The following is a 22,164-nucleotide window of genomic DNA, read 5'->3' on the forward strand; positions in this document are numbered from 1 at the left end:
CAAAGGCACACGCCAGAAGGTACGGGCAATGTTGAAATTTATTTTACGTCGCTGTCTGGAAGCAATTCCGACACTTTTTATTCTTATTACTATTTCCTTCTTTATGATGCGCCTTGCTCCGGGAAGTCCATTTACCGGGGAGCGCAACCTGCCGCCAGAAGTTATGGCAAACATCGAAGCGAAGTATCATCTCAATGATCCAATGATGACCCAGTATTTTCATTATCTGAAACAACTGGCACATGGGGACTTTGGGCCTTCGTTCAAATATAAAGATTACAGTGTCAATGATTTGGTCGCTGCATCATTCCCGGTTTCAGCAAAACTGGGTGCGGCTGCTTTCTTGTTGGCTATTGTGCTGGGCGTTACCGCTGGGGTGATTGCCGCACTCAAACAGAACAGCAAATGGGATTACATAGTCATGAGTTTTGCCATGACAGGTGTGGTTATTCCCAGTTTTGTTGTCGCGCCACTGCTGGTCATGATCTTTGCCATTACATTACGGTGGCTGCCGGGTGGTGGCTGGAATGGGGGCGAACTCAAATATATGTTGCTGCCAATGGTCGCACTTTCGCTGTCCTATATTTCCAGTATCGCGCGTATTACGCGTGGCTCAATGATTGAAGTGTTGCACTCTAACTTCATTCGTACTGCGCGCGCTAAAGGGCTGCCTATGCGCCGCATTGTTATGCGCCACGCACTGAAGCCTGCTTTATTACCTGTGCTCTCTTATATGGGGCCAGCATTTGTTGGGATTATCACGGGTTCGATGGTGATTGAAACAATTTACGGTTTACCGGGGATTGGCCAGTTGTTTGTTAACGGTGCACTGAACCGTGACTACTCACTGGTACTGAGCCTGACGATTTTAGTCGGGGCCCTGACTATTGTTTTCAATGCTGTTGTCGATGTGCTTTATGCCGTGATCGACCCAAAAATTCGTTATTGATGCTGGAGTTAGCCAAATGTTGAGCAAGAAAAACAGTGAGGCCCTGGAAAACTTCAGCGAAAAGCTTGAAGTGGAAGGCCGTAGCTTATGGCAGGATGCGCGGCGGCGTTTTATTCATAACCGCGCTGCAGTGGCAAGCCTGGTGGTACTGGTGCTGATTGCACTCTTTGTTACCTTTGCCCCAATGTTGTCTTCGTTTACTTATTTCGATACCGACTGGAACATGATGTCCAGTGGGCCAGATTTTGCTTCTGGTCACTATTTCGGTACTGATTCATCTGGCCGTGACCTGCTGGTTCGTGTGGCAATTGGTGGGCGAATTTCCCTGATGGTTGGGGTGTCTGCTGCACTGGTCGCTGTGATACTGGGCACTTTATATGGTTCACTGTCAGGCTATCTTGGGGGAAAAGTTGACTCGGTGATGATGCGTCTGCTTGAGATCCTCAACTCCTTCCCGTTTATGTTCTTTGTCATTCTGCTGGTTACCTTCTTTGGGCAAAACATCCTGCTGATTTTTGTGGCAATAGGTATGGTTTCCTGGCTGGACATGGCGCGTATTGTCCGCGGGCAAACTTTAAGCCTGAAACGCAAAGAGTTTATTGAAGCAGCTCAGGTTGGTGGTGTATCTACCGGCAATATCGTTGTTCGCCACATTGTGCCAAACGTTCTGGGCGTGGTGGTCGTTTACGCCTCGTTGCTGGTTCCCAGCATGATCTTGTTTGAATCCTTCCTCAGTTTCCTTGGGTTAGGTACTCAGGAACCATTAAGCAGTTGGGGCGCATTGCTGAGCGATGGTGCGAACTCAATGGAAGTTTCCCCGTGGTTATTGTTATTCCCGGCGGGTTTCCTGGTAGTGACGCTGTTTTGTTTTAACTTCATTGGCGATGGCTTGCGTGATGCCCTCGACCCGAAAGACCGTTAAGGAGTACCCATGGCTTCGCTTATTAGTTCTGTAGTGGGTGCATCCCTGTTAGCGGGTGAGTCCTTATTAAATGTTAAAGATCTGCGGGTAACTTTTGGTACCCCGGATGGTGATGTTACTGCTGTTAATGACCTGAACTTTACCCTGAATGCCGGTGAAACTCTGGGGATTGTGGGGGAGTCCGGCTCGGGTAAATCACAAACCGCATTTGCTTTGATGGGGTTACTGGCTTCAAACGGGCGTATTGATGGATCCGCCACATTTGGTGGGCGAGAAATTCTTAACCTGCCAGAGCATGAACTGAACCGCCTGCGTGCGGAACAGATCTCCATGATTTTTCAGGATCCAATGACTTCCCTTAACCCTTATATGCGAGTGGGCGAGCAACTGATGGAAGTGCTCATGCTGCATAAAAAGATGAGCAAGGCAGAAGCGTTTGAAGAATCAGTGCGTATGCTTGATGCGGTCAAAATGCCTGAAGCTCGTAAGCGCATGAGAATGTTTCCCCATGAATTCTCAGGCGGGATGCGCCAGCGTGTGATGATAGCAATGGCATTGTTATGCCGGCCAAAACTGCTGATTGCTGATGAACCCACCACGGCACTGGATGTCACTGTCCAGGCACAAATCATGACGTTGTTGAATGAACTGAAACATGAATTCAATACCGCTATTATCATGATTACCCACGACCTCGGCGTTGTTGCAGGTATCTGTGACAAAGTACTGGTGATGTATGCCGGGCGCACCATGGAATATGGCAGCGCACGGGATGTGTTCTACCACCCGTCACACCCTTATTCATTGGGGTTGCTGAGTGCTGTACCGCGCCTTGATAAAGAAGGTGAGGCTCTGGACACCATTCCAGGTAACCCGCCGAACCTGTTGAAATTACCCAAAGGTTGTCCGTTCCAGCCGCGTTGCCCATATGCATCTGAAGGTTGTGAGAATACGCCACCGTTGGAATCCTTTGGTGAAGGCCGGTTACGCGCCTGCTTTAAGTCAGTGGAGGAGTTGGCATGAACGCGCTGGCAGAAGAAAAGAAAGTGCTGCTCGAAATTACTGACCTGAAAGTCCATTTCGATATTCGTGACAGCAAGCAGTGGTTTTGGCAACCCGCTAAAACCCTGAAAGCGGTAGATGGGGTGACCCTGCGCCTGTATGAAGGGGAAACGCTGGGCGTTGTAGGTGAATCCGGATGCGGTAAATCTACATTTGCCCGGGCAATTATCGGGTTGGTGAAAGCGACTGAAGGGCACGTTGCCTGGTTGGGTAAAAACCTGACAGGGATGAACCAGGAACAGTGGCGTGAAGTGCGCAGCGATATCCAGATGATCTTCCAGGACCCGCTGGCATCGCTGAACCCGCGCATGACGATTGGCGATATCATTGCTGAACCGTTGCGCACTTATCACCCGAAAATGCCCCGCCAGGAAGTAAAGGACCGGGTTAAAACGATGATGATGAAAGTGGGGCTGTTGCCGAACCTGGTCAACCGTTACCCGCATGAGTTTTCAGGTGGCCAGTGCCAGCGTATTGGTATTGCCCGGGCACTTATCCTTGAACCAAAGCTTATTATTTGTGATGAGCCGGTTTCAGCCCTTGATGTTTCCATTCAGGCGCAGGTCGTTAATCTGTTGCAGCAACTGCAGCGGGAAATGGGGTTATCTTTGATTTTTATTGCCCACGACCTGGCAGTGGTAAAACATATCTCTGACCGGGTACTGGTTATGTACCTTGGCCATGCCGTAGAGTTGGGGACTTACGATGAGGTGTATAACAACCCACTGCACCCGTACACCCGGGCACTGATGTCTGCTGTGCCGGTGCCGGACCCTGACCAGGAGCGCAATAAAACAATACAGTTGCTGGAAGGGGAATTGCCATCACCAATCAACCCGCCTTCAGGCTGTGTGTTCCGTACCCGTTGCCCTATGGCTGGCCCGGAATGTGCCAAAACGCGACCGGTACTGGAAGGTAGTTTCCGCCATGCGGTTTCCTGCCTGAAGGTTGACCCGCTGTAAATACACCCGGCCTGTGCGGCTGTGTATAGTGTGAATAAAAAACCTGAATGTTTAACGCATTCAGGTTTTTTTTCAGGCTGAGCCGTTATAACCGGGGCAATTATTCACGCCACAGAATATGGCACAGCTTATGGCTCTTCTCACGGCACAGAAGAATACGTGCAAACACATCATTCAGTTCACCACCGTCTTCCTCTGCCAGGCCAATAACAACCTCTGAGAAGAAGTCAGGATTCAGATCGAAATCGACATGCTCCGCCCATTCTTCAGACGGGTCAAAAAGTTCTGCACCGCCACGCTCTTCGAACTGGAGATTAAATAAAATGATGTCTGCCGGGTCCAGGTTATCGCCCGCCAGTTCCAGAAAAATATCGTAAGCCTGCTCAAGAGTTTCATCTTCAGTCAGGCGGTTATTCAGGTCCATATCCATCTTTATACATCCGCAGTCATAGGCTTTTGGGGCCTTTTTACAACAATGGACTAAAGAAGTAAAACACTCGCTCAGTTATTCGTTGCCATAGCGGTCGTTTTACCCAGTCGCTGGCATTAAGCAAAGTAGAACGCGAGATATAGTCATCCTGAACAGCAGCCAAATCGTTGCCAAAGCCCTGGTCATCGATAACCAGGGTAATTTCAAAATTCAGCCATAAACTGCGCATATCCAGGTTGACCGTGCCAACCAGGCTGAGTTCGTCATCGACCAGTACGCTTTTCGTGTGCAGAAGACCGCCTTCAAACTGGTAGATCTTAACACCTGCTGCCAGTAACTCCGCAAAGAAAGCTCTGCTGGCCCAGCCTACCAGCAATGAATCATTTTTTTTAGGTAAAATCAGGCTGACATTCACACCACGCAAGGCCGCCGTGCAGATCGCGTGTAAGAGATCGTCACTTGGAACAAAATAAGGCGTAGTGAGAACCAGGTTTTCACGCGCAGCATATACCGCAGTTAATAATGCCTGGTGTATCAGATCTTCCGGGAACCCCGGGCCTGAAGCAATGGTCTGTATTGTGTGGCCACTGGCTTCTTCAAAGGGCATGATATTCGCATCCGGTGGGGGAGGCAGCAGCCGCTTTCCGGTTTCAATTTCCCAGTCGCAGGAATAAACAATTCCCATTGTTGTAGCAATAGGGCCTTCCATGCGAGCCATCAAATCCACCCACTGGCCCACGCCGGCATCCTGTTTGAAATAACGCGGGTCAACCAGGTTCATACTGCCAGTGTAAGCAACATAATTATCAATCATGACCATTTTCCGGTGCTGGCGTAAGTCCATACGCCGCAGGAAAACACGCATCAGGTTAACTTTCAGTGATTCGACCACATCAATACCGGCATTGCGCATCATAGCCGGCCAGGGGCTGCGAAAGAACGCCAGGCTACCCGCAGAATCGAGCATCAGGCGGCAATGTACACCGCGACGTGCTGCAGCCATCAGTGACTCGGCAACTTCATCGGCAAGACCACCAGGATTCCAAATATAGAACACCATCTCGATATTATGCCGGGCTAACTGGATATCGCGAATCAGGGCATGCATGACATCATCTGTCTCTGTCAGCAACTGAAGCTGGTTCCCTTTAACACCACCCACACCCTGGCGGCGTTCGCACAGCTGGAATAAAGATTCCGCCACAGTGCTGTTTTCATTGGCGAAGATGTGTTTGCTTTCTTTTAAGGCTTTTAACCAGTTAGCAGTGGAAGGCCACATGTCGCGGGCGCGTTCTGCACGGCGTTTCCCTAAGTGAAGCTCACCAAATGACAAGTAAGCGATGACACCAACCAGAGGGAGAATATAAATAACAAGTAGCCAGGCCATAGCCGATGGTACTGCACGGCGCTTCATTAAAATACGCAATGTCACACTGGCTATCAGTAGCCAATAGCCCAAAATTACCAGCCAGTTCACCAGCGTGTAGAGCGTCGCCATAGGTAAAAATCCTTTATCTTCCGTATACTTTTGAGTGTACGCACAAGATTGTGCTTATCAAAGAAAAAAACGGGTGAAAACAGCTTTTCGGGTAATTACCTGGGCGTATAATACCCCTACTTGTTGTATTGTGAGCCAATATAAAATGAGACACAGTCGTACAGAAGTTGGGCGTTGGCGGATGCTACGCCAGTCGCAGCGGAGGAAAACCCGCTGGCTGGAAGCACAATCCCGCCGGAATATGCGTATTCACGCAATCCGCAAATGTATCGTTAATCGTCAGCGCAATTCTTTGCTGTTTTCGATCTACGATATATAGCCTGCCGGGCACATTACGTGCCCGGTTTTCTTGTCAATACTCTTCAAACAAAACCCGTCACTGGCGTCGCCAATGCGCGCATCTCTCCGTTTATTGGTTACTTTTGGTTTGTCAGTCATACTGAGTTGCCCTGTAATGGGGTAAAGAAGCTTGTCACGTTTGCCGATATTATCTTTAGCAAGATTCAGGGGCTGGCTGGTACCTTACTGGTAATAACTCGTGGAGATGGATAGCGCGTGGAAAATCAGAATACTCCAAATTTTAAGGCGCGCCTGTTAACTGGAAAACGCCTGATTCCCATACTGGCAGCGATTGTCAGTATGATTGTTACACTACTTCTGACACAACTGGTCAGCACAACATTGACACTTGAAAGTCAGACGGGGATGTCGGCACATATCCTGTCACAGGCAGAACGAGTGGCCAAAGAGTTAGACACTGCACAGCAGGTTGCCAGTAACAGCCCTTATCCCGAATGTACAGTTGATGATATCAACCTGTTGAGGCGTGTAACGCTGGAATATGAATTAGTGCAGGATATTGGGCGGGTCTGGCAAGGAAAAATAATTTGTACGGCAGGATGGGGGATTTTGAAGCATGCAGCAGTATTACCAGAAACGGGGTACTACTCGCATTCAGAAGGGCGCACTTTTTACCGCCATGCCGTAGATATGCTGCCGGTAAAGAAAACAAATGACCTGATTGTAAAAGGTAATACAGTGATATTTACCTCGCCGGTAAATATCAAAATGCAGTATATGAGTGATTTAATGCTGGACTGGCATCTGATTACCCGCAATGGTTCTTATGTCTTTGATGCATTTTCCGCACCATCACCGGTTGACAGCCATAGCTGGTTGTCACTGTTTACGCAGCGCTCACAACAACGTATCTGTAGCAAGCAATTTGATTTGTGTGTTGAAACGACAACACAAAACAACGCCTTGTCTGGCTTACCTTCAGGTGTGTTGCTGGTGCTCGTCGCGCTGGGGGCGGGTGCCGGTTATTTAGCAGGGTTTGCATTAATGGTGTGGGTGGGGCGGATTAACTCTATCGATGCCCGCCTGAAAAAAGCGGTTTACTACCATCTTCTTCACCTGGAGTACCAGCCACAGTATCGCCTGTCTGATGAGTCTATTGTTGGTGCAGAAGTATTGGTGCGTTGGAAAGATGATGTCTATGGCAACGTCTCCCCCGAGTTTTTTATTAAACTTGCCGAGCGCCTGGGAATTTATCGGCAGATTACCCGGTTTGTTATTGAGCAGTCACTGGTGGATATGTCCGGTTTAATTGCGCAGCATCCTGATTTCACCTTGAGTATTAACGTAGGCAAGCACGATATTACGGACGCAACGTTTTTACCCTATCTTAATGCTCTGGCAGACAGTTCCGGCTGTATGCGGCAGCAGATTAAAATGGAAATAACCGAAAAAACGGATATTAATTATAAAATTATTGCTGAGTCGGCGCGAGAACTCCAACGGTTGGGGTATCTGGTGTCGTTAGATGATTTTGGGACAGGTGTGGCAAACATTCATTGGCTTACAGAAATTACTTTTGATGAAATTAAGCTCGATAAATATTTTGTCCGCGGCCTGGGGGATGACTTTAAGAAAGCGATGCTAGATGCGTTGCTGAGCATTATTGTCCCGTTGAATAAGACGATAGTTTTTGAGGGTATTGAAACTCGGGAAGAGAAAGAGATTGTTCTGTCAGCCCATGCGACAGCCATTGGCCAGGGCTGGTATTATTCCCGTGCGGTGCCCGTCAATGAGTTTATCCGGCTTTACCATAGTAAGCTCAAACAGTAATGGAGCCTGGGTCGCCAGAGGCTGTTTGTTAATCGTGTATTTATTGTTTTATTTTTGTTAAAAATAAACAAACGGAGCATAAGATAACAATATAACCGGTGCCCTTTATTATATTGCTTACTTTTGAAACTAAAAAAACCGAATGGATATGCTACGGATTTCACTGAATATATTTCTCAGCGGTTCCTTCCTGTTGTATTACTGATCATTTTATACTCTAACGATCAAAGGCATAGTGCCGATAAATCGGAGTTATGGAAATGGACAAACAGGAAAAACTATGCGTATCGTACACAAGCTTCTTATTGCATTTGCAATTTCTATTATTTCCGTCATTGTTGTAGGTGTCTGGTCGTTGTCTGTCTATAAAAGTTCGATTACCAGCTTTGACTACATTACTACGAATAGCCTCCCCAGTATCAAACAGCTACAAAGTACCATCGATTTTCGTGAAAAAGCGCGCCGTGAAATTTATCTGTACTTGCTAAGCCATGATGACTCACTCATGAGCCAGCATAAAAACGATGCGCTCGATGCAATGAACCAGAGTATTGCATCACTCAAAAAGTATCGCAGTATGCTGGTTTCAGATACTAACGATAAGCAAATGGCAGACAAAAACCTCGCCATTATGGCGAATTATATGCAGGTACTTAATGACTTATTCACCGCGAATGAGGCAGTTGGCCAGGCTGCTGCTGTGTCGATGTTAAAGAGCGGTGGTGAGATGGCGAGAATGTCCGATGAATTAACTCACGGGCTTAACCAACAGATCCAATATAATTATCAGCACGCTGAAACATTCAGTGCTGCCAATCATAAAAAATTTAATACAACAATAATCATGCTGGCAGCATTTATAGTGCTGTCTGTTGCCATCAGCACGCTATTGTCCTTTTTCGTACTGCGATATATTGCGGTCTCGTTGCGTCTGTTCAGTGATAAAATCAGTACCATCAGTCATGAACTGGACCTGACTCAATCTGTCTCTGTTCGCCGTCGTGATGAAATTGGCCTGGCAGCATTAAGCTTTAACGCGCTGGTGGAAAAAATGGCTCAAGTGCTGAGCCAGGTGAAATCCTCCTCACGCCTGGTGGACACAGCAGCGCACGAAATTGCGGCCAGTAATGATGATCTTTCATCCCGTACTGAAGCACAGGCAGCCTCACTGGAAGAGACCGCTGCCAGTATGAATCAGTTGTCAGCCACAGTTCAAAGCAATGTGGAAACTACACGTAATGCTGACCAACTGATGCACCAGGTGCATAAATTAGTGCACAATACCAGCAGTGAATTAGGTGGCCTGAAAGAAACAATTGATGATATCGCCGTTTCCTCGGCAAAAATCTCCGAAATCACAGCCATTATTGAAGGGATTGCTTTCCAGACCAACATTCTGGCTCTCAATGCGGCGGTAGAGGCTGCGCGGGCAGGGGAACATGGCAAGGGCTTTGCAGTAGTTGCTGGTGAAGTGCGCACTTTATCACAACGTTCTTCTGGTGCGGCGCGTGATATCAAAGAGTTGATAGAGGCTGCGTTGCAGAAAGTGACCCTTGGTGTGAAATATACCCAGCAGGTGGCTGATAAAATGACAGAAGCTACCAGCGCAGTCAGTGAAACCAAAGATTTGATAAACCAGGTCTCACACTCATCCACAGAACAAAGCCATGGCATCAGCCAGGTGAATATCGCGGTCAACCAAATGGAAGGCGTACTGCAACAGAATGCTGCGATGGTGGAACAAATGGCTGCTGCAGCTAATTCACTGCGTGGGCAGGCTGGTGAGCTACTGGCGGATGTAGATGTCTTTGTTGTCGGGGAACATGTGCCATCTGCGCCATTAATCGCACTGGCTAAGCCCCTGGGCTGAAATTTGGTTTGCTAATAAAGCGAGTTGCAAAGCGGGCCTGCACACGCTGTGGGCCCGTTTCATTAAAAGCTGCTTAAAATACTTGCTTATAAGGCTTAACATCCACCTTATGATAAACACCGGCAGCGACATACGGGTCATCATTTGCCCAGGACTGTGCTTCTTCCAGCGATGAAAACTCCGCAATGACAGTGGAGCCAGTGAAACCAGCCTGGCCCGGGTCATTGCTATCAACAGCAGGCATTGGTCCGGCGGTAACTAAACGGCCTTCATCACGCAACAACTGTAAACGCGCAAGGTGAGCAGGGCGCACCGACATACGTTTATCCAGTGAGTTGGCTACATCCTCAGCATAAATCACGTAAAGCACAGAAAGGCTCCTGTATCAGGGACGAAAGTAACGATACGGTAAGTGAATCGTTCCGCAGGTGCAACGAAAATGTCATACATATTCGGTTGTACAGCCGATATTTTACCCAATACTGCGGAAATCGCGCCTGGCCGGTGTCTGGTTGTTGAATATGATTGCTATTTGCATTTAAAATTAGCTTTTCGCGCTATTAACCGGATAACTGATGAGTTCGATGACCCTTGATTTTCCTCGCCGTTTTCCATGGCCTGCCTTGCTTTCGGTAGTGATACATGGTGCTGTACTGGCAGGTATTCTGTATACCTCAATGCATCAGGTCACTGAGCTGCCTTCACCGGCACAGCCCATTTCCGTTACCATGGTTAACCCGGCAGATTTAGCACCACCCGCTCCGGCGCCTGCACCCCAGGTTACCCAGCCAGAGCCGGAGCCCGAACCCGTCGTTGAACCGGAGCCTGTGCCCGAAGCACCAAAAGAGGCGCCAGTTGTCATTCATAAGCCAAAACCTAAACCGAAACCAGTTAAAAAGGTTGAGCACCGCAAAGAGCCCGTTAAGCCAGTCGAAAAACCGGTTGAACAGAAAGCGCCTCCTCAGGACAACCCTTTTACAGGCAATGCTGCTCCGCGTGCATCATCTGCGCAAAATGCAACGGCAAATACGGCACCAGTAAACACAGCACCGCGCGGCCCTAAAGCGTTGTCACGCAACCAGCCACAATACCCGTCACGTGCTTTTGCTCTGCGCATTGAAGGTAATGTTCGGGTTAAATTTGATGTGGCTGCGGATGGGAGTGTGGAAAACATTCAAATTTTATCCGCCAAACCAGCCAATATGTTTGAGCGTGATGTGCGCCAGGCGATGCGTAACTGGCGCTACGAAAGTGGTCGCCCGGGGAAAGGCCTGGTGGTGAACATTATTTTCAGGATTAATGGTGGCGCATCTATGGAGTGATGCGCCGGTTATATCACGCTCACGGTAGTGGGCGTGGTTTCCCCTGGTTATCTACTGCAACATAAATAAATAGCGCTTCGGTGGCCCGGTAGCGCTGACCAATCGGTTCCGATGAAACTTTTTTCACCCACACTTCAACATTGATGCTGATGGAAGTCGTACCACGCTTCACACAGCGTGCATAGCAACAGACAACATCACCTACTGCTACAGGGCGCAAGAACGTCATCCCTTCTACACGCACTGTAACTACGCGGCCCTGGCCAATTTCTTTGGCAAGTATCGCGCCCCCCATATCCATTTGGGACATTAACCAGCCGCCGAAAATATCACCGTTAGCATTTGTATCTGCTGGCATTGCCAGGGTGCGTAAAACTAAATCGCCCTGAGGGGCATCACTTTGTGTGGTCATTTGTTATTCCTTGATCACGCATTTTCATTGTTATCTGTGATGCAACACCGAAAACATTGCCCTGAGGCCGTTCAGAGTGTGCAGGGCATTGTAACGTGAACCCTGACAGCAACCCAGAGGGATTGCTTCTGGATTTGTCACCTTATGCTACAGGGCCGCACCAGTAGAATGACACGCCTTTATAGTGAGTAATAAACAGTACCGCTTCACTCCAGTTCTTTCCCTTAAGAACTTCTGTAATACAGCTCATTGCATTGAGGCAATCAAGACCACACCACGCGTGATAATCGTCCTGCTCGGTTTCCATGTAAGCCAGTGATGCCGAAAACGTAGTTTTACCCTCGCTATCACACACTCTGTGGCACACCAGGCGAATGCGAAACCAGGTTACAGTGAGTTCTTCAGCAATAAATTCTGCTGCGATGGCAATCAGGGCATCAGTTTCTTTGTTGCCATCAAACCACTGGCACTGTGTTGCACAGTCAGAATTGGGTAATTGGTCTGTGAAAATATCCGCATTCATAATTATTTTCCCTGGGTAATTATGGTAATTATCGGCTGTGGCAAGAAAACCATAAGTGGTCAGTAACAACAAAATGTATTTGTGCGAACTGCAGAGCTGTTAATTGACAGTTTAGTCTGGCTGATTTTAATAAAATGATATTAATAATCATGTAATTACCATTTATGTTAGCATGCTAATCAGATTGTTTCATCCTTGCCACTGGTTGTTTTTTGTTCTCTTTGTGGTATTATTTACCCGTTGTCACATTCACTGAGGTTTATATGGAAAACGAGCTAAGCCCTACTGTTCTGGCTTTTGAATATCTTCGTCGGGAAAAAGAAAATTTAACTCCTGCACAATTTCTTAAACGTTTTAAACAACTGCAACTAGAGTTCGCTGACCTGATGGAACTCTCTTACATTGAGTTGCAGGAAGAAATTGTATTTGCTCACCGGCTGGGTATTCACTGATTTTCCAGTTTGCGCTTTACTGCGGTGTTAATGTGCTGTAGTGGCGAGAAGGGCTTATCACACAAGGCGAAAGGAGTGAAAGTTGCTGCAGGCACCTGAGTGCTGAGTGATTCTTCTATGTTGCCTGTCACTGAAACCACTGCATTTCACTGCAGTGGTTTTTTGTATTTGAGGCTTTCAAATTCAGCAAGCGCCCAGCAGAGGCTGGGCCTGTAGTTGATTAATTAGTTGATTAGTTAATCAGTAGATGGCGCCAGGCTGGCGCCATAGGTACTAATTCTCTTCGTGGGGCATATGGCGGTAAATATAGAGACCACTTAATAATGTGAACACCAGGGTCAGTGCCGTCAGGCCAAATACCTTAAAGTTAACCCAGATGTTTTCAGGCAGCCAAAAAGCGATATAAATATTCGCCAGCCCGCACAGGATGAAAAACAACGCCCAGGCATAATTAAGCCGTTTCCAGACAACCTGCGGCAGTGTCAGCTCTTTGCCTAACATGCTCTGGATAAGTGGTTTGTTCATGACCCACTGGCTGACCAGAAGCGCACCGGCAAACAGTACATAAATAACGGTTACTTTCCACTTGATAAACTCAACGTTGTGAAAAGCGATAGTTAACCCACCGAACACGGCAACCAGAATGAAGGTAACCAGTGTCATTTTCTCGAGCTTGCGAAACTTATACCAACTGTAAACCAGAGCGAGTGCTGTTGCGGCAATCAGAGCACCGGACGCGACATAAATGTCATACAGCTTATAAAAAGCAAAAAAGACAATCAGAGGAAGAAAATCAAGAAACTGCTTCATAAAGGCTTCCGTAATCGAAAATAACCCGACACGTGGGCAGGCCGGTTAAAGGCTTACTGACGGATCAGCATGTACAGGCGGTACAGGTAAATAAGCAACAATGCCGACAGCAGATTACTGATGGTATTGACGGTAATAGCGCCACCTGTTGGCGTCAAGGCTGCAAAGGTGCTTGAGAACAGCAACAGTGCTGTTTTGGCAACCAGCCAGCCGATAATCGCGGGGGCGACCAGGCGCATATTTGCCCAGCACAAACGGCTGCTGGAGCGTAATGCCGCAAAAATACCTGATTTATCCTCAACCAGGTGTACCGGCGCCATTGACAGAATAATAGCGAGGATAACGCCAGGCACAATAATCGCCATAATCCCAATCTGCACCGCGAACGTGGTGATAAACATTAACACGAGCATCCGTGGCATTAATGGTGCGGAAAGGCCAATTGCATGTAACGCACTGACGCGCTGACCAGCAGAAACCAGTTTTGCCAGAGTCAGTAAGCTTGCGGCAAGAATGGCGTTAGCAATCAGGCCAGAAAACGTCGTTGCCGCAGACGCCTTCAAAAGTGTCTGTTGCTGCTCAGGTGTCATATTCTGGATCAGCTCGAAAAACCCCTGGCTACCCTGAAGATTATCACCCTGCAACATGGCCGCCATCTGGTCCTCATCCGGGTAAAACGCATGCCCTAATGCTACAGCAACGAATGCGCAAAGCAGGGCAATCAGAAGGATGGAGACAAACTGATTACGGAAAAAATTACCTGTGTCACGGTAAACAGAACCTGCCGTGATTGTCATGCACTCTCCTTGAGTCGGTGTCAGGATGAAAATGCTGGCGATTGTACACCGCTCAAGGTGGGATGTCAGTCACATCCCCTGTAAAGGAATGTTGTCAGAACATTTTGTGGCTAAGTTGCCACCGGTTTACCTGTTTCCGAACTTCATAACTATTGTGCAATCTGGCCTGAAACAGGTCTGTTAAGTCGTAATTTGCGCTGATTACAGGAAATTGATCTAAAACAAATTCATTGTTTTTAACAAAATAAGTTCAAATTAACGTGGATCAATGAATGTCGAAATACCTGACAAAGTGTGACCAATGTTGGATCAAAAAAGGAAAATGTAAAGGTATAGTCAGGCCGTTTATAAAAAAACTTACAAAGGACATGGGCATGAAAAAGTTAACAGTGGCACTACTGGCGATGAGTTGTTTTTCTGGAATGGTGAGCGCACATGAAGCGGGTGAATTTTTCGTCCGTGCAGGTAGCGCCACTGTTCGTCCAACCGAAGGGTCCGATAACGTGCTTGGGTTGGGTGGCTTTAATGTCAGTAACAACACACAGCTGGGTATGACATTTACCTATATGGCGACTGACAATGTGGGGATTGAATTGCTGGCTGCAACGCCTTTCCGCCACAAAGTAGGCCTTGCATCTACAGGCACTATTGCAACTGTACACCAACTACCGCCGACATTAATGGCGCAATGGTACTTTGGTGACAGGCAAAGCAAAGTGCGCCCCTATATTGGTGCCGGGGTGAACTACACCACGTTCTTCAATAATAAATTTAACCAGACAGGCCAGGATGCCGGATTATCTGACCTGAGCCTGAAAGATTCCTGGGGCCTTGCCGGGCAGGCCGGGGTGGATTACCTGATTAACAGAAACTGGCTGGTGAATATGTCTGTATGGTATATGGACATTGATACCACGGTGAAATTTAAAGCCGGTGACCAGCAAGAAAGCATTAAAACGCGCATCGACCCGTGGGTATTTATGTTCTCTGCGGGCTACCGTTTCTGACAGGGAACGCCTGACCTCCATTGACTCGCAGCACAAAGACAGCATGCAACAAGTAATCAGTGCATGCTGTTTTTTTATGAAGTTTATGGCGGCAGAAAACAAAAACGCCAGCCTGATACATTTCAGGCTGGCGTTTTTTATCATCCAGACATTTTTACATTATAGCGATTACGCACGCACGGGCGTAGTGAATTGATTAACTGCGTGTTGCAGCTTTCATCACTGTGACAAACTCACCCAATGCTTTGAGCATTTCAGCGTGGTTACCCAGGTTCTTTTCAATAATTTTCACTACAGCTGACCCGGAAATTGCACCAGCAGCGCCCGCACTGATGGCATCTTTCACCTGAGATGGCTCAGAAATACCAAAGCCCTGCAACGGTGGTACTGCATGGTACTCAGCCAGTTTTTCCACCAAATGGTGTATGGGCAGGCTGGCACGTTGTTCCGCCCCGGTAACACCAGCGCGGGACAACAGGTAGGTATAACCGCGCCCGTAGGAAGCTATCTGGCGGAGCAGGTCATCATCGGAATTAGGCGGGCAAATGAAAATAGGGGCAATATTATGGCGCATTGCGGCCTGGCGGAAAGGTGCAGATTCTTCAACAGGTACATCTGCAACCAGTACGGAATCAACGCCCACTTCTTCACAACGCGCATAGAAGTTATCAATACCACGGCTATAAACCAGGTTGGCATACATCAGTAACCCAATTGGAATATCCGGGTGTTTTTGGCGAATCATTGCCAGCATTTCAAAACACTGGGTCGGGGTGACGTTTGCCGCAAATGCGCGCAGGGCAGCTCCCTGAATTGTCGGCCCATCGGCCAGCGGGTCAGAGAACGGAATACCCAATTCAAGTGCATCTGCGCCAGCTTCAACCAGCGTATCAATAATCTTAAGCGACTGCTCAACACCCGGGTCTCCCAGCGTAACGAAAGGAACAAATGCACCTTCATTGCGGGATTTCAATGTTGCAAAAAGCGTATCATAGCGTTCCATCAAATTTCCCCCCGGGATTTCAGAATATCGTGAACCGTGAAAATGTCTTTATCCCCGCGGCCTGACAAGTTAACAACCAGTAACTGTTCTTTATCCGGGTTTTGTTTGATCATTTTGAGCGCCCACGCAAGTGCATGGGAAGATTCCAGTGCCGGGATGATGCCTTCATGGCGGCTCAGTTCTTTAAACGCTTCCAGCGCTTCATCGTCAGTGATCGAGACATAATCTGCGCGGCCAGTGCTGTTAAGGAATGCATGCTGCGGCCCTACTGACGGGAAGTCCAGCCCGGCAGAAATAGAGTATGACTCTTCAATTTGCCCTTCATCAGTTTGCATCATGGGCGACTTCATACCGAAATAGATGCCCACGCGCCCGTGCTTGAGTGGCGCACCATGTTCACCGGTTTCAATACCATGGCCGGCTGGCTCAACACCAATCAGGCTGACACTGGTTTCGTCAATAAAATCTGCAAACATACCAATGGCGTTAGAACCACCACCTACACAGGCAATGACGGCATCTGGCAGGCGACCTTCTTTCTCAAGAATTTGCGCCCGGGTTTCCTCGCCAATCATGCGCTGGTATTCGCGGACAATAGTCGGGTAAGGATGCGGACCGGCAGCAGTACCCAGCATGTAGTGCGCGGTTTCATAACTACCAGACCAGTCACGCAGAGCTTCGTTACAGGCGTCTTTCAGGGTCGATGACCCGGAATGAACAGGAATAACTTCCGCACCCATTAAACGCATACGGAAAACGTTTGGAGACTGGCGCTCAACGTCCTTCGCACCCATATAGATTCGGCATTTCAGCCCGAGCAGTGCACTGGCGAGTGCGGATGCCACACCGTGTTGCCCGGCACCGGTCTCAGCAATGATTTCGGTTTTGCCCATGCGTTTGGCAAGCAGAGCCTGGCCCAGCACCTGGTTCGTTTTATGTGCGCCGCCATGCAGCAAATCTTCACGTTTAAGGTACAGCGTGGTTTTGGTTCCCGCAGTCAGATTACGGCAGCGGGTAAGGGCAGTTGGGCGCCCGGCATAATTTTTCAGCAAATCAGTGAACTGCGCCTGGAACTCAGGGTCACTTTGTGCACTGACAAACGCTTCTTCAAGCTGGCGTAATGCTGGCATCAGTATTTGCGGAACATACATTCCGCCGAATTCACCAAAATACGGGTTTAATAAAGTCGTCATGTTTGTTGTATTCCTTAACTACCGGGCTTTTCCCGGTGAATGCATTCGGGCAATACGAAAGTTAGTAGGCGCGCAAGGTGCGAAACGCAGCGGCAATCTTCTCGTGATCTTTAACACCAGGTTGGGATTCCACGCCTGAGTTAAAATCAAGGCCGGAACAGCCTGCTTTGGCAGCTTCGACGCAGTTGTCTGCACTGAGCCCACCGGCCAGCATTACGTCACTCAGGTCCTGGCCTTGTAACAGTGACCAGTCAAAAGACTGACCCGTTCCACCCTGGCCATTATCGAAAACATAGCGTGAGACGTGGTCAAACTGGCGTTTCGGGAGCGAATCACCAACGCTCAATGCTTTCCAGATAGCAATGTCATCAGGTAAAGCCGAACGCAGTTCATCGATATATTGCTGGGTTTCGTTACCATGAAGCTGAACTGCAGACAGTTTCAGTTGTGCTGCGAGTGAACTGACCTTAGCCACCGGCTCGTCGCGAAACACCCCGACATAGCGTAAAGGCGCGCCAGACATCACAAGACGCGCCTGTTCAGCGGTGACCGCACGCGGCGAACCTGATACAAAAATCAACCCGCCATAGACAGCGCCTGCACGGTATGCTGCCGATGCATCTTCAGGGCGAGTCAGGCCACATACTTTATTTTCCCCCAGTAACACCCGGCGTACGGCAGTATTCAGATCCGTTTCACCCATCAGTGCGGAGCCAATCAGGAAACCGTTGGCATAGTGGCTCAGTTCACGAACATGGCCATAGGTATGGATGCCGGATTCACTGATAACAGTCACGCCGCTACCCAGTTGCGGGGCGAGAGTCCTGGTACGGTTCAGGTCAATAGACAGGTCTCGCAGGTCACGGTTATTAATACCCACTACCCGTGCTTCAAGGTGAATGGCACGCGCCAGTTCCTCTTCATTACTCACTTCGGTCAGTACGCCCATATTCAGGCTGTGCGCGACAGCGGCCAGGCTACGGTACTGTTCGTCATCAAGGACAGAAAGCATCAGCAGGCAGGCATCAGCCTGGTAAAAACGAGCCAGGTAAATCTGGTATGGATCGATAATAAAATCTTTACACAGTACGGGTTGTGTAACGGTTTTGCTGACCAGAGGTAAAAAATCGAAGTTGCCCTGGAAATATTTCTCATCAGTCAGAACTGAAATAGCCGAAGCATAATGCTTATAGACACCTGCGATAGCGACAGGGTCAAAATCTTCGCGAATCAGTCCCTTTGATGGAGAGGCCTTTTTGCACTCCAGAATAAACGCGGTTTTGGCGCCAGCAAGGGCATGGTAAAAATCACGGGTACTCGGTTGCACATCATTCTGGAACGAAGCCAGCGGTTGTTGTTGTTTGCGTTGTTCTACCCAAATCGCCTTGTCTGCGACGATTTTTGCTAATACGGTTTCCATCTCTTACCCTCTTGCAGCCAGTGCAGTAACGCGCTGATAAGCTTCGCCACTGCGCAATACAGCCAGTGCTTTACTGGCGTTAACACGGAGGTCTTCTTCACCAAACAGCCGCATCAAAAGTGCGACATTGGCAGCTACAGCCGCTTCGTGAGCAGGTGTACCTTTACCTTGTAACAGACGCGCCAGAATGTCACGGTTTTCTTCTGGTGTGCCACCGGCCAGGTCTTCTTTGGCATAAGGCGTTAAACCAAAGTCACTCGCCTGTAATTCATAACTGCTTACTTTACCGTCTTTCAGCTCTGCAACCTGGACTGTGGCATGTAATGACACTTCATCCATTCCGCCGCTGTGTACTACTGCCGCGTGTTGGTAACCCAGCACTTTCAGGGTTTCTGCAATCGGCAGAACCAGTTCAGGGCTGTACACACCAATCAGCGCCAGTGGCGGGTGCGCCGGGTTGATCAGCGGCCCCAACACGTTGAACAGCGTGCGTGTTTTCAGTTGCTGGCGTACCGGCATGGCATGGCGGAAGCCTGTGTGGTAAAGCGGTGCAAACAGAAAACACACACCCAGTTCATCGAGTGCCTGGCGTGAAGTTTCCGCTGCCATATCCAGCTTAATACCAAATGCTGCCAGTAAATCCGAAGAGCCTGAACGGCTCGAAACACTCCGGTTGCCATGTTTAGCAACCTTCAGCCCACAGGCGGCAGCCACAAATGCACTGGCGGTAGAAATGTTAATGCTGTTACTGCCATCGCCACCTGTACCAACGATATCTGCGAAGGGGTAATCAGGGCGTGGAAATGGTTGTGCATTATCCAGCAGTGCATTGGCTGCACCTGCGATTTCATCAGGGTGCTCACCACGAACTTTCATACTTATCAGGGCCGCAGCCAGTTGGCTTTGCTCCAGTTCACCGCGCACAATAGCACTGAATAACTGCTGGCTTTCCTGTTGGCTGAGTACCTGAGCCTGGAAAAGTTTTTCAAGAATCGTTTGCATATCAGGCTCCTTTATTTGCTGAGCGCCCAGGCCAGTGTCTGTTCCAGCAGACGTGCGCCTTGTGTTGTCAGAATAGATTCAGGGTGAAACTGGAAACCGCATACACGGTCTGTATCGTGGCGTACCGCCATAACCATCCCCGCATAGCTGGCGCTGACGGTCAATGTGGCGGGTATTTTGCTACCGACCAGTGAGTGATAGCGGGCCACCGGCAATGGGTTTGGCAGGTCGTGAAACATGGCCAAACCATCATGTTCTATGGAGGACGCTTTACCGTGGAGAATTTCTCCCGCCTGGCCCACGTAGCCGCCATAAGCTTCGACAATGGCCTGGTGCCCAAGGCAGATACCAATAATCGGCAACTCACCCCGCAGGCGTTGCAACAGCTCTGGCATACAGCCTGCTTCAGACGGCGCGCCAGGTCCTGGTGAAAGCATTAATATCGGATTAGTGAGTTCAGCCAGCCGGGCGATAATCGTGTCAGCGGGAACCTGGTTACGGTAAATCACAACGTGATGGCCGTTGGCACGCAACTGGTCAACCAGGTTGTAGGTAAATGAATCAACGTTATCGAGTAGTAAGATATCGGCCATCAGAACATCTCCTTCGCCTGGTGTGCGGCAGCAATGGCGCGCAACACTGCGCGTGCTTTATTTCGTGTTTCATCGGCTTCAGACTGAGGAATGGAATCAAGCACCACACCAGCACCAGCCTGCACGGTTGCAATCCCGTCTTCGACCCAGGCAGAACGAATCACAATACAGGTATCAAGGTCGCCGTGAGCGGTGAAATACCCAACCGCACCACCATAGCTACCTCTGCGTGTGCCTTCGGCATCGGCAATTAATTGCATCGCGCGTACTTTTGGTGCGCCACTCAGTGTGCCCATATTCATACAGGCGCGATACGCATGCAGCACATCCAAATCTTCGCGCAATTCGCCCACAACCCGGGAAACCAGGTGCATAACAAAGGAGTAGCGGTCAACTTTTGTCAGGTCAGCCACATAGCGAGACCCAGGAGTACAAATCCGCGCCAGATCGTTACGGGCAAGGTCAACCAGCATCAGGTGCTCGGACAGCTCTTTATGGTCGGTGCGCATTTCCAGCTCAATACGGCTGTCCAGATCATTATCCAGCGAGCCATCTGCTTTACGCCCTCTGGGGCGAGTACCGGCAATGGGGTAAATTTCAATCTGGCGGTCAGTCGCGTCGTATTTGAGGGAGCTTTCAGGTGAGGCACCAAACAGCGTGAAATCCTCATCCTGCATAAAGAACATATAAGGGCTGGGGTTACTTTTCTTCAGTGTCTGGTATGCCGCCAGTGAAGAAGGGCAAGGCAGTGTGAAGCGGCGCGAGGGAACAACCTGGAAGATTTCCCCGGCCCGAATTGCCTGCTGCATTTGGCTCACTACCGCACCATAGGCTTCGTCACTCTGGTTACAACTCAATTCCATGGACTCGATTTTTTGCACCGGTACGGCAGGTGGAGCTTCCTGCATCTGTTTTTGTAACTGGCTGATGCGTTGAGTCAGCCGTTGGTGTTCAGCCGCAGAGTCAGTAAACAGGCTTGCCTGGATACGGGTGGATTTCTTTTGGTGATCGATAACCAAAAGTGTTTCCGCCAGGTAAAAACAGTAGTCCGGGCAGCGCTGGTCCTGGCGCAGATGAGGAAGGTTTTCGAAACCGGCAACCAGGTCATAAGCAAACAAGCCACCAAAGAACATGGCTTCGCGCTCATCCTCCGGAACACTCACCAGTGTCAGCATCAGGCGCAACGCATCGAACACCGATAATGCTTTCAGGCGGGCATCTTCATCCATCACTGCGGTGATTTCCGGAAAACGCAATTCTCGCCCGTCAGGGTGCACTACCGATTCCACTTCCGCCGGTAATGCTTTATCCAGTAAAGGTAATAACGCACAGCCATTGGCTGATAACGCTTTAATAGTCACGACGTTTTCGAAGGCTGTGATGCGCAAGGCACTGTCGACCAGCAGCAGGCTTTTTAAATCATTCTTGCTGGTAATATCCGCCGATTCGAGTAACAGAGAAGAAGGACGAGCCCCGCAGATTTGGTGAAACAGTGCGGTAGGGTTATCACGATAAGGCCCTTCCTGAGCGAGAAGTGTTAAAGCTGGTTTGGTTGTTTGCATGGTGCGTTCTCATTATTTTGTTCAAAAAAAAACCCGCTTAGTGCGGGCTGTGGTATCTGTTTTGCCAGAAGCAAACTGTATTACACCGCCCGTAATCAGGAAGTGCGCCACCATTTGCTGTTGTTGGAAATGAACTGTGCCATTGCAGATACCTCATCAGTGAACTTGCGTACTAGTTAACTGGTTCATGAAAAGAAAGTCAAGCATCATTTTTTATTATTGTCAGGAAATCGGTATGATGCCTG

22 protein-coding genes, 1 pseudogene and 1 other annotated feature are annotated in these 22,164 nt (G+C 49.0%); of the genes and pseudogenes, 11 read left to right on the forward strand and 12 right to left on the reverse strand.

Features of this window, described 5'->3' with window-relative positions; all coding sequences use genetic code 11:
• The first annotated feature begins 28 nt into the window (after window positions 1-28).
• The 4 genes from oppB to oppF are packed head-to-tail and all read left to right on the forward strand — an operon-like array spanning window position 29 to window position 3,895.
• Complete coding sequence (oppB, locus tag DES37_RS05235) at window positions 29-949, forward strand: oligopeptide ABC transporter permease OppB (protein ID WP_036105328.1); 921 nt, start codon at window positions 29-31, stop codon at window positions 947-949.
• Window positions 950-965: 16 nt separating this feature from the next.
• Window positions 966-1,871 carry an oligopeptide ABC transporter permease OppC gene (gene oppC, locus DES37_RS05240; protein ID WP_036105331.1) on the forward strand — a complete coding sequence of 302 codons (906 nt, stop codon included), beginning with the start codon at window positions 966-968 and terminating at the stop codon, window positions 1,869-1,871.
• Window positions 1,872-1,880: 9 nt separating this feature from the next.
• Window positions 1,881-2,894: an ABC transporter ATP-binding protein gene (gene oppD, locus DES37_RS05245; protein WP_110025108.1), complete on the forward strand. Its 1,014-nt coding sequence runs from the start codon at window positions 1,881-1,883 to the stop codon at window positions 2,892-2,894.
• A complete protein-coding gene (oppF, locus tag DES37_RS05250) occupies window positions 2,891-3,895 on the forward strand; it encodes a murein tripeptide/oligopeptide ABC transporter ATP binding protein OppF (protein ID WP_036105337.1) in 1,005 nt (334 codons plus the stop codon). The genes oppD and oppF overlap by 4 nt, the downstream gene beginning before the upstream one ends.
• Before the next feature lie 100 nt (window positions 3,896-3,995).
• Here oppF and DES37_RS05255 read toward each other — a convergent pair whose 3' ends face one another.
• Window positions 3,996-4,325 carry an HI1450 family dsDNA-mimic protein gene (locus DES37_RS05255; RefSeq protein WP_072006907.1) on the reverse strand — a complete coding sequence of 110 codons (330 nt, stop codon included), beginning with the start codon at window positions 4,323-4,325 and terminating at the stop codon, window positions 3,996-3,998.
• Between the two features lie 37 nt (window positions 4,326-4,362).
• Window positions 4,363-5,823: a cardiolipin synthase gene (gene cls / locus DES37_RS05260; RefSeq protein ID WP_110025109.1), complete on the reverse strand. Its 1,461-nt coding sequence runs from the start codon at window positions 5,821-5,823 to the stop codon at window positions 4,363-4,365.
• Between the two features lie 145 nt (window positions 5,824-5,968).
• Here cls and DES37_RS05265 point away from each other — a divergent pair, with 145 nt between their 5' ends.
• The 3 genes from DES37_RS05265 (at window position 5,969) to DES37_RS05275 (ending at window position 9,823) form a co-directional block, all read left to right on the forward strand.
• On the forward strand, window positions 5,969-6,142 hold the full coding sequence (locus DES37_RS05265) for a YciY family protein (RefSeq protein WP_110025312.1): 174 nt from the start codon (window positions 5,969-5,971) through the stop codon (window positions 6,140-6,142).
• A 236-nt stretch (window positions 6,143-6,378) separates the two neighbouring features.
• Entirely contained in the window at window positions 6,379-7,953 is a 1,575-nt protein-coding gene (locus DES37_RS05270; RefSeq protein ID WP_110025110.1) for an EAL domain-containing protein, read from the forward strand.
• Window positions 7,954-8,233: 280 nt separating this feature from the next.
• Entirely contained in the window at window positions 8,234-9,823 is a 1,590-nt protein-coding gene (locus tag DES37_RS05275; RefSeq protein WP_110025111.1) for a methyl-accepting chemotaxis protein, read from the forward strand.
• Window positions 9,824-9,896: 73 nt separating this feature from the next.
• On the opposite strand, the gene DES37_RS05280 is transcribed toward DES37_RS05275, so the two are convergent.
• Window positions 9,897-10,193, reverse strand: coding sequence for a YciI family protein (locus DES37_RS05280; RefSeq protein WP_036105354.1), 297 nt, complete (start codon window positions 10,191-10,193; stop codon window positions 9,897-9,899).
• A 69-nt stretch (window positions 10,194-10,262) separates the two neighbouring features.
• Here DES37_RS05280 and DES37_RS25580 point away from each other — a divergent pair, with 69 nt between their 5' ends.
• Together DES37_RS25580 and DES37_RS05285 are read left to right on the forward strand one after the other, a co-directional pair.
• Window positions 10,263-10,418, forward strand: a complete 156-nt coding sequence (locus tag DES37_RS25580; RefSeq protein ID WP_170123727.1) for a hypothetical protein — start codon at window positions 10,263-10,265, stop codon at window positions 10,416-10,418.
• Window positions 10,408-11,145, forward strand: a complete 738-nt coding sequence (locus tag DES37_RS05285; protein WP_110025112.1) for an energy transducer TonB — start codon at window positions 10,408-10,410, stop codon at window positions 11,143-11,145. The genes DES37_RS25580 and DES37_RS05285 overlap by 11 nt, the downstream gene beginning before the upstream one ends.
• A gap of 19 nt (window positions 11,146-11,164) precedes the next feature.
• On the opposite strand, the gene yciA is transcribed toward DES37_RS05285, so the two are convergent.
• Entirely contained in the window at window positions 11,165-11,557 is a 393-nt protein-coding gene (gene yciA / locus DES37_RS05290; RefSeq protein ID WP_036105361.1) for an acyl-CoA thioester hydrolase YciA, read from the reverse strand.
• 142 nt (window positions 11,558-11,699) lie between these two features.
• Entirely contained in the window at window positions 11,700-12,080 is a 381-nt protein-coding gene (locus tag DES37_RS05295) for a hypothetical protein (protein ID WP_110025113.1), read from the reverse strand.
• A gap of 263 nt (window positions 12,081-12,343) precedes the next feature.
• On the opposite strand from DES37_RS05295, the gene DES37_RS05300 reads away from it, so the two are divergent.
• Window positions 12,344-12,532: a YdiH family protein gene (locus tag DES37_RS05300; protein WP_036105367.1), complete on the forward strand. Its 189-nt coding sequence runs from the start codon at window positions 12,344-12,346 to the stop codon at window positions 12,530-12,532.
• A gap of 273 nt (window positions 12,533-12,805) precedes the next feature.
• Here the strand turns inward: DES37_RS05300 and DES37_RS05305 are convergent, their stop codons facing one another.
• Complete coding sequence (locus DES37_RS05305; RefSeq protein WP_036105370.1) at window positions 12,806-13,342, reverse strand: septation protein A; 537 nt, start codon at window positions 13,340-13,342, stop codon at window positions 12,806-12,808.
• A gap of 53 nt (window positions 13,343-13,395) precedes the next feature.
• Entirely contained in the window at window positions 13,396-14,139 is a 744-nt protein-coding gene (locus tag DES37_RS05310; protein WP_036105372.1) for a YciC family protein, read from the reverse strand.
• Between the two features lie 374 nt (window positions 14,140-14,513).
• Here DES37_RS05310 and ompW point away from each other — a divergent pair, with 374 nt between their 5' ends.
• Window positions 14,514-15,146 carry an outer membrane protein OmpW gene (ompW, locus tag DES37_RS05315; protein ID WP_110025114.1) on the forward strand — a complete coding sequence of 211 codons (633 nt, stop codon included), beginning with the start codon at window positions 14,514-14,516 and terminating at the stop codon, window positions 15,144-15,146.
• Window positions 15,147-15,342: 196 nt separating this feature from the next.
• Here ompW and trpA read toward each other — a convergent pair whose 3' ends face one another.
• The 5 genes and pseudogenes from trpA to DES37_RS05340 form a co-directional block, all read right to left on the reverse strand.
• Window positions 15,343-16,149 carry a tryptophan synthase subunit alpha gene (gene trpA, locus DES37_RS05320; RefSeq protein WP_036105399.1) on the reverse strand — a complete coding sequence of 269 codons (807 nt, stop codon included), beginning with the start codon at window positions 16,147-16,149 and terminating at the stop codon, window positions 15,343-15,345.
• Entirely contained in the window at window positions 16,149-17,342 is a 1,194-nt protein-coding gene (trpB, locus tag DES37_RS05325; RefSeq protein WP_036105402.1) for a tryptophan synthase subunit beta, read from the reverse strand. Before trpB ends, trpA begins: the two co-directional genes overlap by 1 nt.
• A gap of 61 nt (window positions 17,343-17,403) precedes the next feature.
• Window positions 17,404-18,762 (reverse strand): bifunctional indole-3-glycerol-phosphate synthase TrpC/phosphoribosylanthranilate isomerase TrpF, encoded by a 1,359-nt coding sequence (trpCF, locus tag DES37_RS05330; protein ID WP_110025115.1) that lies wholly within the window; start codon window positions 18,760-18,762, stop codon window positions 17,404-17,406.
• Window positions 18,763-18,765: 3 nt separating this feature from the next.
• Window positions 18,766-20,357: pseudogene (gene trpD / locus DES37_RS25845) on the reverse strand (bifunctional anthranilate synthase glutamate amidotransferase component TrpG/anthranilate phosphoribosyltransferase TrpD).
• A complete protein-coding gene (locus tag DES37_RS05340; protein ID WP_110025116.1) occupies window positions 20,357-21,919 on the reverse strand; it encodes an anthranilate synthase component 1 in 1,563 nt (520 codons plus the stop codon). Before DES37_RS05340 ends, trpD begins: the two are co-directional and overlap by 1 nt.
• Window positions 21,920-21,942: 23 nt before the next feature.
• Window positions 21,943-22,038 (reverse strand) — a sequence feature (Trp leader region).
• Window positions 22,039-22,164: the final 126 nt, after the last annotated feature.

The sequence above is a fragment of the Mangrovibacter plantisponsor genome (assembly GCF_003182475.1).
GTDB lineage: Bacteria > Pseudomonadota > Gammaproteobacteria > Enterobacterales > Enterobacteriaceae > Mangrovibacter > Mangrovibacter plantisponsor.

Bases quoted from the DNA above. Each gene is read 5' to 3' on its own strand.
- oppB (WP_036105328.1), top strand. From the start codon at position 29: ATGTTGAAATTTATTTTACGTCGCTGTCTGGAAGCAATTCCGACACTT.
- oppC (WP_036105331.1), top strand. From the start codon at position 966: ATGTTGAGCAAGAAAAACAGTGAGGCCCTGGAAAACTTCAGCGAAAAG.
- oppD (WP_110025108.1), top strand. From the start codon at position 1,881: ATGGCTTCGCTTATTAGTTCTGTAGTGGGTGCATCCCTGTTAGCGGGT.
- oppF (WP_036105337.1), top strand. From the start codon at position 2,891: ATGAACGCGCTGGCAGAAGAAAAGAAAGTGCTGCTCGAAATTACTGAC.
- DES37_RS05255 (WP_072006907.1), bottom strand. From the start codon at position 4,325: ATGGATATGGACCTGAATAACCGCCTGACTGAAGATGAAACTCTTGAG.
- cls (WP_110025109.1), bottom strand. From the start codon at position 5,823: ATGGCGACGCTCTACACGCTGGTGAACTGGCTGGTAATTTTGGGCTAT.
- DES37_RS05265 (WP_110025312.1), top strand. From the start codon at position 5,969: ATGAGACACAGTCGTACAGAAGTTGGGCGTTGGCGGATGCTACGCCAG.
- DES37_RS05275 (WP_110025111.1), top strand. From the start codon at position 8,234: ATGCGTATCGTACACAAGCTTCTTATTGCATTTGCAATTTCTATTATT.
- DES37_RS25580 (WP_170123727.1), top strand. From the start codon at position 10,263: ATGTCATACATATTCGGTTGTACAGCCGATATTTTACCCAATACTGCG.
- DES37_RS05285 (WP_110025112.1), top strand. From the start codon at position 10,408: ATGACCCTTGATTTTCCTCGCCGTTTTCCATGGCCTGCCTTGCTTTCG.
- yciA (WP_036105361.1), bottom strand. From the start codon at position 11,557: ATGACCACACAAAGTGATGCCCCTCAGGGCGATTTAGTTTTACGCACC.
- DES37_RS05295 (WP_110025113.1), bottom strand. From the start codon at position 12,080: ATGAATGCGGATATTTTCACAGACCAATTACCCAATTCTGACTGTGCA.
- DES37_RS05300 (WP_036105367.1), top strand. From the start codon at position 12,344: ATGGAAAACGAGCTAAGCCCTACTGTTCTGGCTTTTGAATATCTTCGT.
- DES37_RS05305 (WP_036105370.1), bottom strand. From the start codon at position 13,342: ATGAAGCAGTTTCTTGATTTTCTTCCTCTGATTGTCTTTTTTGCTTTT.
- DES37_RS05310 (WP_036105372.1), bottom strand. From the start codon at position 14,139: ATGACAATCACGGCAGGTTCTGTTTACCGTGACACAGGTAATTTTTTC.
- ompW (WP_110025114.1), top strand. From the start codon at position 14,514: ATGAAAAAGTTAACAGTGGCACTACTGGCGATGAGTTGTTTTTCTGGA.
- trpA (WP_036105399.1), bottom strand. From the start codon at position 16,149: ATGGAACGCTATGATACGCTTTTTGCAACATTGAAATCCCGCAATGAA.
- trpB (WP_036105402.1), bottom strand. From the start codon at position 17,342: ATGACGACTTTATTAAACCCGTATTTTGGTGAATTCGGCGGAATGTAT.
- trpCF (WP_110025115.1), bottom strand. From the start codon at position 18,762: ATGGAAACCGTATTAGCAAAAATCGTCGCAGACAAGGCGATTTGGGTA.
- DES37_RS05340 (WP_110025116.1), bottom strand. From the start codon at position 21,919: ATGCAAACAACCAAACCAGCTTTAACACTTCTCGCTCAGGAAGGGCCT.